The following is a 13,734-nucleotide window of genomic DNA, read 5'->3' as shown; positions in this document are numbered from 1 at the left end:
CACCGGTCAAGGCGGACGCCTGGGGCGACCGCCCGCTCGAGCCCGCGCACGGACCCTCGCCTTCTCCTCGGCCGCCGATGATCTGGCCCCGGGCCCGCGCGGCCCAGGGGCGGACATCTACGTACGGCGCCTGCGCTGACCTACGGCACCGACTCGCGCTCCGTCGCGTCGCCCGCGTTTCGCCGGGCGGCGTGGCGGTACTCGCGTGTGGTTCGGACGACGCGAAGGGAGGACGCCGTGGCCGAGCACACCGACCGGGGCCAGGACGCGGAACCCGTACCGCGGGACATGCCGGACCAGCAGGCCGACACCGCCCGGGACCGCTGGGAAGGGTCGACCGACCGCGCCGATCGGGCCGCCGACGAGCACGAGGCGGCCGCCGCCGACGTCCCCGACACGGACCAGGCGGGCACGGGTCGCGAGGGCTCGCCGCAATCCGCCTCCGTTCACCCAGAACAGCCGGTGCCGGACGAGCCCTCTGAGTGAGGGACGCCGGTGGTCCGCGGGCTCAGCCGACCTTGCCGCCGTGCATCGGCTCCGTGCGCGCCCCCGCACCCTCCTGCATGCCCTGCAGGAACTCCTCCAGCACCTGGTTCGCCGTACGCTCCGGTCGCCAGCCGAGTTCCGTACGGGCGCGCGTGCAGTCCATCAACGGCAGCCGCAGCACCGCGTCGAACAGGTGGGGCGAGGCGGGCAGCAGATGCAGGCCCCAGGCGGCGGCGATCGCCGAACGGGCCGCGGTGCGCGGCAGCCGTACCCGGCGCGAAACGTCGAGCATCTCGCCCAGCAGCGCAGCGTCGACCGGCGGCTCGGCTGCCAGGTTGAAGGCGCCCCGGACCTCCTCGCGCACGGCCAGCCAGTAGGCGCGGGCCGCGTCGTCGGTGTGCAGTGCCTGCACCCGCAGCCCGGGGATGTCCGGCAGGAAGGGCAGCATCTGGGGGCGGGCCAGCGGGCCCGGCAGGAAGCGGCCGCCGAAGATCCGGCGCTGCTCGCTGGCCGACTCCCGCTTGAAGAGGAACGCCGGCCGCATCCGCACGACCCGGACACTCGGATGCTCGCCCTCGAACGAGTCCAGGGCGCGTTCCAGATACGCCTTCTCACGGCAGTAGGCGGCGTCCGGCCAGCCGTGCGTCGGCCAGGACTCGTCCACCGCCTCGTCCTTCGGGCCCGGCGAGTACGCGCCGACCGACGACGCGTGCACCAGCGCCGGCACCCCGGCGGCGGCCACCGCCTCGAAGACCCGGATGGAGCCGAGCACGTTCGTCCGCCAGGTCACCGCCGGATCGTGTGTCGGCTGGAACGCCCAGGCCAGGTGCACCACGGCATCGGCGCCCGTAAACTCCTCGACCAGGTTGCTCTGTTCGGACGCCAGGTCGACCGCGGACCACTCCGTCTTCGGGGGCGACCAGTCGGGGACCCGCCGGGCCAGGCCCCGTACGGACCCGACCTCCTCGTCCTCCGCCAGCAGGCGCACCACGCTGGTGCCCACATTGCCGGTCGCGCCCGTGACGACGATCCGCATGTCCGCTGCGCTGCTCACCTTCTGCTCCTCTCGGCCGCTCCCTCGCACCGCTCCCTTACAGGGGCTGCCGAGTACCCGGCTCACGGGCATGCACGCGGCCGGGTGGCGAGCGATCCGGAGGGCCGCGAGATGATCTCGGGATGAGTGAGATCATCTTGATGTCCGACGCACGGGTCGCCGCCGTCCCCGTCCGGGAGTGCGGCGAGCCGCTCGTGGACGTACGCGGTTCCCTTCTGGTCGACGACCGCAAGCACGGGGACTCCCACGGTGCCGAGGTCCACCTGCGGCAGGGGGTCGTCGGCCGGCTGCTGCGGGCGCAGGCCCTGCTGCCGGACGGGCTGCGCCTGCTCTTCGTCGAGGGATACCGGACGCCGGATCTCCAGCGCCGCTACTTCGAGTCGTACGCCGGCGAACTGCGCGCGGCGCACCCGGACTGGCCCGCCGACCGGATCCACACGGCCGCCAGCCGCTATGTCTCCCCGCCCGAGATCGCCCCGCACACCGCCGGCGCGGCCGTCGATCTGACCCTGGCCGATGCCGACGGCCGCGAACTCGACCTCGGCACCCCGATGAACGCCGGCCCCGAGCAGAGCGCCGGCGCCTGCTACACCGACGCCACCGGCATCACCGACGAGGCCCGCTCCCACCGCGCCGTGCTGGGCCGGGCCCTGGGCGCGGCCGGGCTGGTCAACTATCCGACCGAGTGGTGGCACTGGTCGTACGGAGACCGCTACTGGGCCCTGATGACGGACGCGCCGGCCGCGGTGTACGGGCCCCGGGAACTCGACGAGCGCTGACGGCCGGCCGGCCGGATCCGGGGGAGGGAAAAAGAGCCCCGACCGGGACGGGGGAATCACGGTCGGGGCGGTCTGAGGTGGGTACGGATGGCGGTCGCCTCTCGGCGAAAGGCTCCACAGGGCTTCAGCCGAACGATCGTCCCTGTCCCGTTTTGCAGTGATCTGCGTCACTCGATACGAGGTATGTCACCCCACACGGGACGGGACTCGCCGCTCGCGTGCCCAGGCCAGCAGTTCGTCCAGGGACCAGGTGGTGACGATCCGCTCGTCGGGCACCCCGCACTCCTCCGCCCGCGCGCAGCCGTGGATCTGCCAGTCCAGCTGGCCCGGCGCGTGCGCGTCGGTGTCGACCGAGAACAGCACGCCCGCGTCCACCGCCCGGTGCAGCAGCCGCCGCGGCGGATCGAGCCGCTCGGGCCGACTGTTGATCTCCACGGCGGTGCCCGTCTCGGCGCACGCCGCGAACACCTCGTCGGCGTCGAACTCCGACTCCGGCCGCCCCCGCCCGCTCAGCAGCCGTCCCGTGCAGTGCCCCAGGATGTCGGCGTGCGGATTGCGCACGGCGGCGACCATGCGGCGGGTCATCGAGCGGGCGTCCATCCGCAGTTTGGAGTGCACCGACACCACGACCACGTCGAGCCTCTCCAGCAGCTCCGGCTCCTGGTCGAGCGAGCCGTCGTCGAGGATGTCGCACTCGATGCCGGTCAGCAGCCGGAACGGCGCCCAGCCCGCGTTGAGCTCCGCCACCACCTCCAGCTGCCTGCGCAGCCGCTCCGCCGAGAGCCCGCGCGCCACGGTCAGCCGAGGCGAGTGGTCCGTCAGCACCACCCACTCGTGCCCGAGCCGCGCCGCCGCCCGGCCCATCTCCTCGATCGGGCTGCCGCCGTCGGACCAGTCGGAGTGCAGATGGCAGTCGCCGCGCAGCAGCGCCCGAAGCCGTGCGCCGCTGCGGGTCAGCGGGGCCTCGGCCGCCATGTCCTCCAGCTTCCGCAGATAGCCGGGCACCTGACCGGCCAGCGCCTCGCGCACCACCTGCGCGGTCTTGGGACCGACGCCCTTGAGCGCCTCCAGCGCCCCGGCGTCCGCCCGCGCCCGCACCTCGTCCTCGCCGAGCTCCGCCAGCACCCGGGAGGCGGTGCGGAAGGCGCGCACGCGGTACGTCGGCGCCAGGGACCGCTCCAGCAGGAAGGCGATCCGGTCCAGTGCCTCGACGGGATCCATCGCCACCTCCTCCTCAAGGGTTCCCCAGCGTCCTGCCGACCGCACGGCGGGCGGGCGCGGCGAGGTCCCGCGCGGGGTGGTGCACGGGACCCAATACCCACGGTTTGCGCTCTACGCTCTAGACATGACCGAAATCGCGAGCCCGCACATCGCCCATCCGCGGATCATGGTGCTCGGGGTACAGCCGGGCACGCCGCCGTTCCGGATCGTGGAGATCGACGGCCAGGTGGTCGGTGAGGCCAAGACGGTCACCGACGTCCTGGAGGCCGCCGCCGCGTTCGGGATCACGGTCCACGACCTGGACGACCCGGACGTGGTCCGCTGGGTCGGCGGAGACAAGTTCACCTGGACGCTGCACTAGCCTCCGGCCCGGACGGCCCGCCCTTCGCTGCGTCGGGGCACTGCGGGCCGGGTGCCGGCCGCCGACGTGGAGCGGCGGCTCGTGGTGCTCGGCGCGCTGACCGCGGCCACCGGCGCCGTCATGTGCTGGTACCAGCGGCACATCAAAGGGCTGCCGGCGTACTCGACCATCGCCCGCACAGGGCTCCTGCTCGTCGTGATCGGCCCCCTGACCCCGAGACCGACGACGGGGTCGCGCCGCACGTCCTCGGGCACGCTGGCGTGAAGCCGCGCTGTTCGCCTGCACCGGCATCGGCGCGTCTTCCTCGGCCTCGGACCGCGCCCGGAGAACGAGGACGCGTACGAGACGACCGGCTCCGGCGAGCCGCCGCAGACCGGCACCGGCTCGGCCGGATCCCGGACACCATCACGGCGGTCCCCGCGCTGCTGCTCGCCGCGGCGTTCGCGGCAGGCGCGGTCCCCGGCTTCGGCACCGCTGTGCCGCACCCGGTGAGCGAGGCCGGGACCGGCGGCAGCGTGTTCGTCTCCGTGCACTGGAGGCCGGGCGGGGTCCTGCTGGGCCTGGCCTCCACCGTCCTGGCCTCCACCGCCCTGGCCGTGGGCCTGGCGGCCGTGGCCGCCACCCGGCCGTCGCTGCTCGCCACGCCGCTCCGGGCACTGCCGCTGCGGCGCCCGCAGTCCGGGCACGTCGGCGGCTACGTGGCCTGGCTACTGGTGGGCGCCGCCCCAGCTCGGCGCACTGGCCCTGACGGGCGTCCTCACCTGAGCGCTACTGCGGGGAGCGCAGCGGCCGGTCGCCCGACGGACGCGACCACCACACCCCCTCGCCGTGGGTCAGCCCGGGCAGCCGCAGCTCGATCTCGCGTACCCGCCGCGCCGGCAGTTCCCCGGTGACCAGCCAGGACGTCGCCCCGCCCGTCGTCTCCGCGAACTCGGCGCCGAGCGCGGCGAGCCGGGCGGTCACCGGGGCCAGCGCGTCCACCGGGACCTCCGCCTCGAAGGCGTGGTACGGCTCGTACAGCCGCGTGCCCGCCCGCTGAAGCGCCCGGCGCAGCACGATCGGCGTCAGCCCGCGGAAGTCGGCCGCGGTGCTGACCGGGGCGTCGAAACCGGACCGGATCAGGGTGACCCGGTAGTCCGTCACGGCCGCCCCGCTGAGCCCGGTCCGCAGCGTCTCGTGGACCGTGTCCTCGATGGCCTGGTGGAACGCCCGGGGGAGCGCGCCGAGTTCCGTCTCGTACGTGAACACCCCGCCGGAGCCGTGCGGTCCCGGCTCGACACGCAGTCCGATCGTCGCCCAGTACTGGGTGTGCTCGTGCCGGCAGGGCAGCTCGTCGCAGGCCTCGCCGGTGCCCGCCGGGCGCTCCAGGAACCGCACCCGTCCCGGCTCGAACTCGGCCTCGATGCCGAAGTCCTGCGCCAGCGTCGCCGCGAGGACCTCCATCTGGACCTCGCCGTACAGCAGCAGCGCGGTGACGCCCGAGGCCTCGTGCCGGGCGTGCATCAGCGGGTCCTCGCCGGCCAGCGCCAGCAGGGCCTTGCGCAGCGCCGCCGCCTGGTCGGGGCGCCGGGCCCGGACGAGGGTCTCCAGCGTCGGCGGCGGGAACCGCGGGGCGCCGTCGGTGAGTTCGCCGAGCCGGTCGCCGACGCGCAGGCCGCCCGGCACCGACAGAGCGGCGATGTTCCCGGCGGTGAGCGGTCCGTCCCGGCCGATCACCTCCAGGCGGGTCACCCGCCCGGACACCTCGGCGACCCGCCCGTCGGTCTCGCGCCGCAGGAACGTCAGCCGCTGACGCCGTGCCACCTCACCGTCGTACAGCCTTAGATACGCGGTCCGCTCGTCGTCCGGCCCGGTGCGTACGGCGAACACCGTGCCGCGCGGCGGTCCGCCGTCCGCTCCCGGCACAGGAATCAGCCGGATCAGCCCGTCGACCAGCTGTGTGACGCCCTGGCCGGCGAGTGCCGAGCCGAAGTAGACCGGGTGGAGGGAGCCGTCGGCGGTGCGGGCGGCGAGCGCGGCGGCCAGCTGTGCGGGGGACGGGGCCGGACCGTCGACGACCGCCGCCAGGATGTCCGGGTCGACGTCGGCGAGGACCTCCGCGGTACCGGCGCGCACCGCCGGGTCGGCCAGGGAACGTGGCAGAACGCGCACCTCGGCGGTGCCGGGGCCGGTCACGTCGGCCATCGGCACGATGTGCGGGGTCAGCCTGCGCCGGATGTCCGCCAGCAGGCCCTCGGCGCAGGCACCCGCCCGATCGGTCTTGTTGACGAAGACCAGCGTCGGCAGCCCCATCCGCCGCAGGGTGCGCAGCAGCACGCGCGTCTGCGCCTGCACGCCTTCCACGGCGGACAGCAGCAGCACCGCGCCGTCGAGGACCTCCAGGGCGCGCTCGACCTCGGCGATGAAGTCGGAGTGCCCGGGCGTGTCGATGAGGTTGACCTGGATGTCGCCGACGGTGAACGCGGCGACGGCGGAGCGGATGGTGATGCCGCGGGCCCGTTCGATCGCGCCGTCGTCGGTACGGGTGTCACCGGCGTCGACGCTGCCGAGCCGGTGGATCGCGCCGTGGTCGAACAGCAGCCGTTCGGTGAGGCTGGTCTTACCGGCGTCGACGTGGGCCAGGATGCCGATGTTCAGGGTGCGCGGGGTGTTCGCAGGGGTCATGCGGGGTCGAGTCCTCGGGAACCGTGGGCCAGTGGGGCAGCTGGGGGATTCCGAGGAGTCGGCGCATGCGGGGGCTCCTGCCGTGCGGGGATGCGGGCGCCGCCATCCTGGCGTGGTGCGGGTGGTCCGCCGCAACCGAATTTCCGGGGACGTACGTCAGGCGCTGGGGCGGACCGCCCGCGGTCACACCGGCCCGGACGTGGCCTCCGGCTGGTTCAGGGCCGCGTCCAGCGTCGGCTGCGGCGGCAGCAGGCGCGCCAGACCGGTGATCCTGAGGACGCGCAGCGTCAGCGGATGGGTGCACACCAGCTGCACCTGGCCCTGCCGCTCCAGCACCCGCTGCCGGGCCCGGTACAGCAGGCGCAGGCCCGAGCAGTCGAAGAACTCGACCTGCGAGAGGTCGAGGACGATCCGGGCGTCCGTATGCCCCGTCGCCCGGTCCAGGTGTGGGACGATCTCGTCCGCCGCGGCGATGTCGATCTCGCCGCGGAACTCCAGGACCGTGTGCCCCTGGTCCTGGCGGACGCGCAGATGCGGCGTGCGCGGTAACGGTTCGTGCCGCACGACGACCTCGCCTTCAGCCTGCTGGGTGGGCGGCGGGAGCTCGGAGCCCAATCTCCTTCTCCGCCCTGCAAGTTACCCCCGATGGAATGAATTTGAGCATGTTCGATTGACATATGTCTTCGAATTGCGGGTGCAGGTTCCTGCTGTGCGCGCCAGGATGACGGCAGGCCGCGCGGGGTACGGGGCTACGACAGGGCGCGCCAGGCCTTGGTCAGAGCCTGCCGGAACTGCTCGGTCTGGTGGGCCGTGAGGTCCCGGACCATGAGTTCTTCCAGCTCCCGCGCGGGTCCGGCGTGCCGGTCCAGCAGGTCCCGGCCGGCGTCGGTCAGCAGGATCAGCAGCTCGCGCCGGTTGCGCGGATTGCGTTCCCGGCGCACCAGGCCGCGGCTCTCCAGGGACCGTACGAGATCGGCGGTGGACTGCGCGGTGACGAAGGAGTCGCGGGCCAGCTGCGCGGCCGACAGTCCGTCGTGCCGCTCCAGGACGGTGAGCGCGGTGTACTGCAACGCGGTGATGCCCGACGGTCTGACCAGCTCGTCCAGGCGGGAGCGCGCGGCGAGCTCCACCTGCTTGACCATATAGAGCAGCGACGGGGCCGCCCTCGTCACCTGGATGCCGACCATGACCTCACCCTAGACCATTGACAGGAAACCTGTCTGTGCAGAGACTGCGCACAAACAGGAAACCTGTTGGTTGAAACATAAGAGATCTGTACGGGATCCGAGACACCCGAAAATCCTGGCGAAGCGGCTGAGGAGCGGTCATGACCACCTTCGACATCGAACCCGGACGCCTGTTCATCGGGGGGCGCTGGTGCGAGGCCGCCGACGGGGCCCGCATGCAGGTGGTCGACCCGTCCCGGGGCGCGGTCGTCACCACCGTCGCGGAGGCGGGTGCCGCCGACGTCGACACGGCCGTGCGCGCCGCCCGCGAGGCCTTCGACGACGGCGCCTGGTCGGGGCTGAGCGGCCGGGAGCGGGGCCGGGTGCTGCACCGCGTCGCCCAGCTGCTCCGCGACAACGCCGAGGAGGTCGCCGCGCTGGAGAGCCTGGACGTCGGCAAGCCCATCGCCCTGTGCGGCGCCGTCGACGTGACGAACGCGGCCAACGACTACGAGTACTACGCCTCCCTCGCCCAGACCCTGGACGGCGCCCTCCGCGACACCCCGATGAACGCCCTCGCCTACACCAAGCGCGAGCCCCTCGGCGTGGTCGCCGCGATCACCCCCTTCAACTTCCCGCTGATCCTTGCCGGTTCCAAGATCGGCCCGGCGCTCGCGGCCGGGAACACGGTGGTGCACAAGCCGGCCGACGAGACCCCGCTCAGCGCCCTCTACATGGCCCGGCTGCTCCAGGAGGCGGGGGTGCCGGACGGCGTCGTCAACGTCGTGACCGGCACCGGCCCGGTGACCGGCGAGGCGCTGCTGCGCCACCGCGGCGTCGACAAGATCGCCTTCACCGGTTCCTCCGGCGTCGGCAGGCATGTGGCGGGCGTCGCCGGAGAGGCGCTCAAGCCCGTCACCATGGAACTCGGCGGGAACGCCGCCCACGTCGTCTTCGAGGACGCCGACCTGGAGAAGGCCGTCGGCGCGATCATCAAGGGCTTCGTGTTCAACACCGGCCAGTTCTGCATGGGCGGCCCGCGGCTGCTGGTGGCCCGCCCGGTGTACCCCACCTTGCTCGGCGTCCTCGCCGACGCCGTGCCCGGCGTGCCGGTCGGCAACCCGCGCGATCCGGCCACCGTCGTCGGGCCGATGGCGGGGGAGAAGCACCTGAAGAAGGTCGAGGAGTACGTCGCCCTGGCCCGCAAGGAGGGCGCCCGGATCGTCTGCGGCGGCGAACGGCTCGACCTCGACGGCGGCTACTACTACAAGCCCACCGTCATCGCCGACCTCGCCAACGACTCCCGGGTCGTCCAGGAGGAGATCTTCGGCCCGGTCCTCACCGTGCAGCCCTTCGACTCCGAGGACGAGGCCGTCGAACTCGCCAACTCCACGCCGTACGGTCTGGCCTCGGGCGTCCAGACCAACAATCTCGCCCGCGCCCACCGGCTCGCCGACCGCCTCCAGGCCGGCATCGTCTGGATCAACGACTGGGCGATGCTCGACCCCGCGGTCCCCTTCGGCGGTGTCAAGGACTCCGGCTTCGGGCGCGAGTACGGCCCCGAGGCCCTCGCCGCCTACACCAGGGTCAAGTCCGTCGTCGTCTCGCTCGACTGAGCGCCCCGCCCGTCTGCCAAGGAGTGCCTGCGATGCCCACCACCACCCGCGCCGCGGTCGTCGAGTCCGGCGGCGCGCCCTTCACCCTCTCCGACGTCGCCCTCGACGAGCCCGGCCCGCACGAGGCGCTGGTCCGCATGGCCGCGACCGGCCTGTGCCACACCGATCTCGGGGTGGCGGGCGGCGGACTGCCCTTCCCGCTGCCCGGCGTCCTGGGCCACGAGGGCGCGGGTGTCGTCGAGGCGGTCGGGCCGGCCGTCACCGGAGTCGCGCCCGGCGACCACGTCCTGCTGTCCTTCACGTCCTGCGGCGACTGCCGCAACTGCCGCGGCGGGCACCCGGCGTACTGTGCGACCTGGCTGCCGATGAACCTCCTCGGCGGCCGCCGGACCGACGGCACCAGCACCATCAGCCGCGGCGGCGAGCCCCTGGGCGGCCACTTCTTCGGCCAGTCCTCGTTCGCCGAACGGGCCCTCGCGGACGAGCGCAGCCTCGTCAAGGTCGACCCGGACGTCCCGCTGGCGTCCATCGCCCCGCTGGGCTGCGGCGTCCAGACCGGAGTCGGCGCCGTCTGGAACGTCCTGAAGCCGGTCACCGGCAGCACGGTCGTCGTCCTCGGCGCCGGAGCCGTCGGCCTGTCGGCCGTGATGGCCGCCGCGCTCACCCCCGCCACCGCCGTCGTCGCCGTCGACCGTGTCGCCGAACGCCTGGAGCTGGCCCGGGAACTGGGCGCCACCCACACGGTCGACGTCGGCGCGAAGGACCTGGGGGAGGCGCTCGCGGAGATCACCGGCGGCCAGGGCGCGGACGGCGTCGTGGAGACCACGGGCAACGTCGGCGTGCTCCGCCAGGGCGTCGACGCGGTCGGCGCCCGCGGCACCCTGGTCGTCGTAGGAGCCCCGCCCTTCGGCACCGAGGTCGCACTCGACGTCAACGGGCTGCTCGGCGGCAAGCAGATTGTCGGCCTCACCCTCGGCGACAGCGAGACGCAGACCATGATCCCCGCCCTGGTGCGCCTGGTGAAGGAAGGCCGACTTCCGCTGCACCGGCTGATCAGCACCTATCCGTTCGCCGACATCGAGCAGGCGGCGCGGGACATGAGCACGGGCAAGGCGATCAAGCCCGTGCTCACGTTCTGACTCAGTCGACGACGAGCACCAGCTTCCCCGCGGTCCGGCCGGTCTCGCCGCGCGCGTGCGCCTCGGCGGCACCGGCCAGCGGGAACGTCCCGGCGATCGTGGCGCGCAGCCTGCCCGCCTCGACCAGGTCCGAGATCGCCCGCATCCCGGCGCGGTCGGCGTCCACGAGCATCCGCACCGCCCGGACGCCGAGCCGCTCGGCCTCCCTCGGGAACTCCTCCGACCCGACCGGCAGGATCGACACCACCACCCCGCCCGGGCGCAGTACGCGCAGCGAGCGCAGCGCGTAGTCGCCGCCGATCGTGTCCAGGACGACATCCACGTCCCTCACGGCCTCGGCGAAATCCGTCTCCCGGTAGTCCACCGCCTCGTCCACGCCGAGGTCCCGCAGAAACGGGTGCTTGCCCGCGCTCGCCGTGCCGATGACGTACGCCCCGCGCTCCTTGGCGATCTGCACGGCCACGTGCCCGACTCCGCCGGCCGCCGCGTGGATCAGCACCCGCTGCCCGGGCCGTACGTCCGCGTGCTCGCTCAGGGCCTGCCAGGCCGTGAGCGACACCAGTGGCAGCGCGCCCGCCTGCGGGTGGTCGATCCCGGCCGGCTTGTGCACCAGGGCGCGGGCCGGGACGGTGACGTACTCGGCGTGCGAACCGTGGCCGAACGGGTAGGGCAGCATCCCGAAGACCTCTTCGCCGGGCCGGAACGCGGCGACGCCGATGCCGGCCGCCTCCACCACGCCCGAGACGTCCCAGCCGAGGACGAACGGCGGACTGCCGAGGAAGCCGCCGTTCGCACGGTGCTTCCAGTCGGTCGGGTTCACCCCCGCGGCGCGCATCCGGACCAGCACCTCGTTCGGCCGTGGCTCCGGCCGTTCCACCTCCGCGTACTTCAGCACCTCGGGGCCGCCGAGGACGTCCTGGCGGATGGCTCGCATCGTGTTCACAGTGCTCATGCCGACCCAGCCTGCCGGGCACCGCCCACCCGGGCAATGGCATGCCGTCCCTGGTGACCGCGACGCTGCCCGACGAGGTCACGGCCGCCCTCGCCCGCATCCGCGCGGACGCGCGCATCGTCTGCATCTGCACCGGCGTCTTCGTGCTGGCCGCCGCCGGACTGCTCGACGGGCGGAAGGCCACCACGCACTGGCAGCTCGCCGAGCCCTTCCGGCGCATGTTCGCGCAGGTCGCCCTCGACCCGGACGTCTCACCGACCACGGCAGCGAACTGGCCAACCGGGTCGCCCACCGCTGCGTCGTCCCGCCGTTCCAGGACGGCGGACAGGCCCAGTACACCGAGCAGCCGGTCCCCGAGCAGGGCGCCGCGACCACCGCCGCCACCCGCGCCTGGGCCGTGGAACGCCTCCGCGACGCCCTGACCCTGGCCGGCCTCGCCGCGCACGCCCGGATGAGCCTGCGCACCTTCGCCCGCCGATTCCACGACGAGGGCCGGGCTCAGCCCCGGCCGCCGACTGATCCAGCAGCGCGTGGCCCGCGCCCGGCACCTGCACGCCGCGATCGGCGTCTCGCCGCAGGCCTACCGGCGCACCTTCCGGACCACCCGCTGACCGCCGACCGCAACTGCGCAGGTCCGCAAGGTGATGTGCCGACCCTCCGTTCATGATCGTAAATGAGGGAATCCTCACGTCCGGTGACCCGGCGTGATTGATCCTTTCGGGTTCAAAACCGATAAGCTCCCGATCGGCGCTGCGAGTTGACACGATCGCGTCTGTTGTCAGCCCGCCGTGCGCACTCACGAGTGCGGTCCCCTTGAACACCCCCCGTTCGTTCGTGTTGCTTCGAAGGATGCAGATGGAACTCGCCACTCCGCCTCCGGCGGCGCGGGCCCCTGTCGCCTGGTACAGCTGGTGGCTGATGCCGCTGGGTTTGGGAGGCGGGACGGTAGCCGCCACGTTCATGAGCTCGGAACGAATAACCACGGCCGTCGCCGGTGTCGCGGCGACGGCGGCCAGCGCCCTGTGCGTACGGCTCCTGCTGCGCGCCCGCAACCAGCTGCGCCGGGCGGAGGGCAGTCACCGCACCGCCCAGGCCGAGCACGCCCAGCAGTGGCAGCAGCATGTGGCGGGCCTGGAGCGGAAGTACTCCGCCGAGCGCGCCGGCCTGGAGGCGCGGCTGACCGAGCAGGTCCAGGCGTACGAGGCCCAACTGGCCGAGCAGAGCCAGGCCTACGAGGCGCGGCTGGCCGAGCAGGCCCGGGCGTTCGAGGAACGGGTCGCCGACCAGGCCAAGTCCTACGAGGCCCAGCTCGCCGACCAGGCCGAGGTCTGGCAGGAGCAGCTGGCCCACCAGCTGGCCGCGGTCGCCCGGCTCGCCGACGAGCAGCTGCCCGAGGCCCTGAAGCAGCTGCGCGCCGGCGACGCCATCGACGACGTGCTGCCCAGCGTCAACCAGTGCGCGAAGGTCAGCGCCGATCTGCAGGCCGAGCTGCGCAAGGTGCTGCGCACCGCCCTGATCGGTGTCGAGCAGGAGTTCGACCGCTCCACCTCCGCCGAGCAGGCCGTGATCAGCATCGGCAACCGCATCCACGTGCTGACCAGCAAGCTGCGCGGTCGGCTGCACGAGATGCAGGGCGAGCACGGCCGGCTCCCGGCCGTCGCCCAGGGCCTGATGGAACTCGACCAGGAGATCGGCCCCGCCGACTGTCTCGCCGCCAGCATCGGCGTGCTCGGCGGATCCGACCGGCCCGGCCGGCAGTGGCAGGAGCCGCAGCGGCTGCTGAGCGTGGTACGCGGCGGCATCGGCCGGATCAAGGACTTCCACCGGGTCCAGGTGCGCCACCTGCCCGAACTCGGCGTCGACGGCGGCCTGGTGGACCACCTCACGCTGATCTTCGCCCATCTGCTGGACAACGCGGCCCGCTACTCGCCGCCCACCGAGCCGGTGCTCGTCTCCGGCAAGGAGGTCCCCAACGGCGTCGGCATCGAGATCCAGGACTCCGGCAAGGGCCTGGGCGAGGAGAAGAAGCGCGAGGCCGAGCACGCCCTCGCGGGCACCTCGCCCGGCGCCGGCCTCGGCGGCATCACCGAGGACGCCAACATCGGCCTGCGCGTCGTCGGTGCCCTCGCCCGCCGCTACGGCATCCGCGTCACCTTCGCGGACTCGCCGTGGCTCGGGACCTCCGTGGTGGTCGTCGTACCGCACAAGTATTTCAGCCCGCTGTCCGCGGCCACGCCGGCCACCGCCGCGGCCCCGGTCCCGGCGGTCCGCGCCGCCGGGGCCGCCGGCGAGCGGA

12 protein-coding genes and 2 pseudogenes are annotated in these 13,734 nt (G+C 73.2%); 8 read left to right on the top strand and 6 right to left on the bottom strand.

The genetic code is table 11. The annotated features are described in order from the left end of the window. The first annotated feature begins 237 nt into the window (after window positions 1–237). Window positions 238–486, top strand: coding sequence for a hypothetical protein (locus tag H8R17_RS07865; RefSeq protein ID WP_399476410.1), 249 nt, complete (start codon window positions 238–240; stop codon window positions 484–486). A 22-nt stretch (window positions 487–508) separates the two neighbouring features. On the opposite strand, the gene H8R17_RS07860 is transcribed toward H8R17_RS07865, so the two are convergent. Then, the gene (locus H8R17_RS07860) at window positions 509–1,522 is read right to left on the bottom strand and encodes an SDR family oxidoreductase (RefSeq protein ID WP_187822450.1); all 1,014 of its coding nucleotides are present in this window, start codon (window positions 1,520–1,522) and stop codon (window positions 509–511) included. 140 nt (window positions 1,523–1,662) lie between these two features. On the opposite strand from H8R17_RS07860, the gene H8R17_RS07855 reads away from it, so the two are divergent. Continuing rightward, window positions 1,663–2,319: a M15 family metallopeptidase gene (locus H8R17_RS07855; protein WP_187822403.1), complete on the top strand. Its 657-nt coding sequence runs from the start codon at window positions 1,663–1,665 to the stop codon at window positions 2,317–2,319. A gap of 186 nt (window positions 2,320–2,505) precedes the next feature. Here H8R17_RS07855 and H8R17_RS07850 read toward each other — a convergent pair whose 3' ends face one another. Continuing rightward, window positions 2,506–3,540 (bottom strand): PHP domain-containing protein, encoded by a 1,035-nt coding sequence (locus tag H8R17_RS07850; protein WP_187822402.1) that lies wholly within the window; start codon window positions 3,538–3,540, stop codon window positions 2,506–2,508. Window positions 3,541–3,664: 124 nt separating this feature from the next. Here H8R17_RS07850 and H8R17_RS07845 point away from each other — a divergent pair, with 124 nt between their 5' ends. Continuing rightward, window positions 3,665–3,901 (top strand): hypothetical protein, encoded by a 237-nt coding sequence (locus H8R17_RS07845; protein ID WP_187822401.1) that lies wholly within the window; start codon window positions 3,665–3,667, stop codon window positions 3,899–3,901. A 45-nt stretch (window positions 3,902–3,946) separates the two neighbouring features. Next, window positions 3,947–4,666 (top strand): annotated as a pseudogene (locus H8R17_RS07840) (proton-conducting transporter membrane subunit); the annotation flags it as partial. Between the two features lie 3 nt (window positions 4,667–4,669). Here H8R17_RS07840 and otr(A) read toward each other — a convergent pair. The 3 genes from otr(A) to H8R17_RS07825 form a co-directional block, all read right to left on the bottom strand. Then, window positions 4,670–6,565, bottom strand: coding sequence for a tetracycline resistance ribosomal protection protein Otr(A) (gene otr(A), locus H8R17_RS07835; RefSeq protein ID WP_187822400.1), 1,896 nt, complete (start codon window positions 6,563–6,565; stop codon window positions 4,670–4,672). A 183-nt stretch (window positions 6,566–6,748) separates the two neighbouring features. Continuing rightward, window positions 6,749–7,180: an anti-sigma factor antagonist gene (locus H8R17_RS07830; RefSeq protein ID WP_223124768.1), complete on the bottom strand. Its 432-nt coding sequence runs from the start codon at window positions 7,178–7,180 to the stop codon at window positions 6,749–6,751. 134 nt (window positions 7,181–7,314) lie between these two features. Next, window positions 7,315–7,752 carry a MarR family winged helix-turn-helix transcriptional regulator gene (locus H8R17_RS07825; RefSeq protein WP_187822399.1) on the bottom strand — a complete coding sequence of 146 codons (438 nt, stop codon included), beginning with the start codon at window positions 7,750–7,752 and terminating at the stop codon, window positions 7,315–7,317. Window positions 7,753–7,892: 140 nt separating this feature from the next. Between H8R17_RS07825 and H8R17_RS07820 the strand changes: the two genes are divergently transcribed. Next, on the top strand, window positions 7,893–9,347 hold the full coding sequence (locus tag H8R17_RS07820) for an aldehyde dehydrogenase (RefSeq protein ID WP_187822398.1): 1,455 nt from the start codon (window positions 7,893–7,895) through the stop codon (window positions 9,345–9,347). Between the two features lie 32 nt (window positions 9,348–9,379). Next, the gene (locus tag H8R17_RS07815; RefSeq protein WP_187822397.1) at window positions 9,380–10,486 is read left to right on the top strand and encodes an NAD(P)-dependent alcohol dehydrogenase; all 1,107 of its coding nucleotides are present in this window, start codon (window positions 9,380–9,382) and stop codon (window positions 10,484–10,486) included. A 1-nt stretch (window position 10,487) separates the two neighbouring features. Here H8R17_RS07815 and H8R17_RS07810 read toward each other — a convergent pair whose 3' ends face one another. Further along, window positions 10,488–11,438 (bottom strand): NADP-dependent oxidoreductase, encoded by a 951-nt coding sequence (locus H8R17_RS07810; RefSeq protein WP_187822396.1) that lies wholly within the window; start codon window positions 11,436–11,438, stop codon window positions 10,488–10,490. A gap of 44 nt (window positions 11,439–11,482) precedes the next feature. Here H8R17_RS07810 and H8R17_RS07805 point away from each other — a divergent pair. Next, window positions 11,483–12,049: pseudogene (locus H8R17_RS07805) on the top strand (GlxA family transcriptional regulator); the annotation flags it as partial. Between the two features lie 244 nt (window positions 12,050–12,293). Beyond that, window positions 12,294–13,734, top strand: a 1,441-nt coding sequence (locus H8R17_RS07800) for an ATP-binding protein (RefSeq protein ID WP_187822395.1), incomplete at its 3' end; no start/stop codon positions are given.

Source organism: Streptomyces sp. TRM68367 (assembly GCF_014495685.1).
GTDB lineage: Bacteria > Actinomycetota > Actinomycetes > Streptomycetales > Streptomycetaceae > Streptomyces.
The sequence above is the reverse complement of the archived record's forward strand: the minus strand, read 5'-3'. Positions and strand labels throughout refer to the sequence as shown.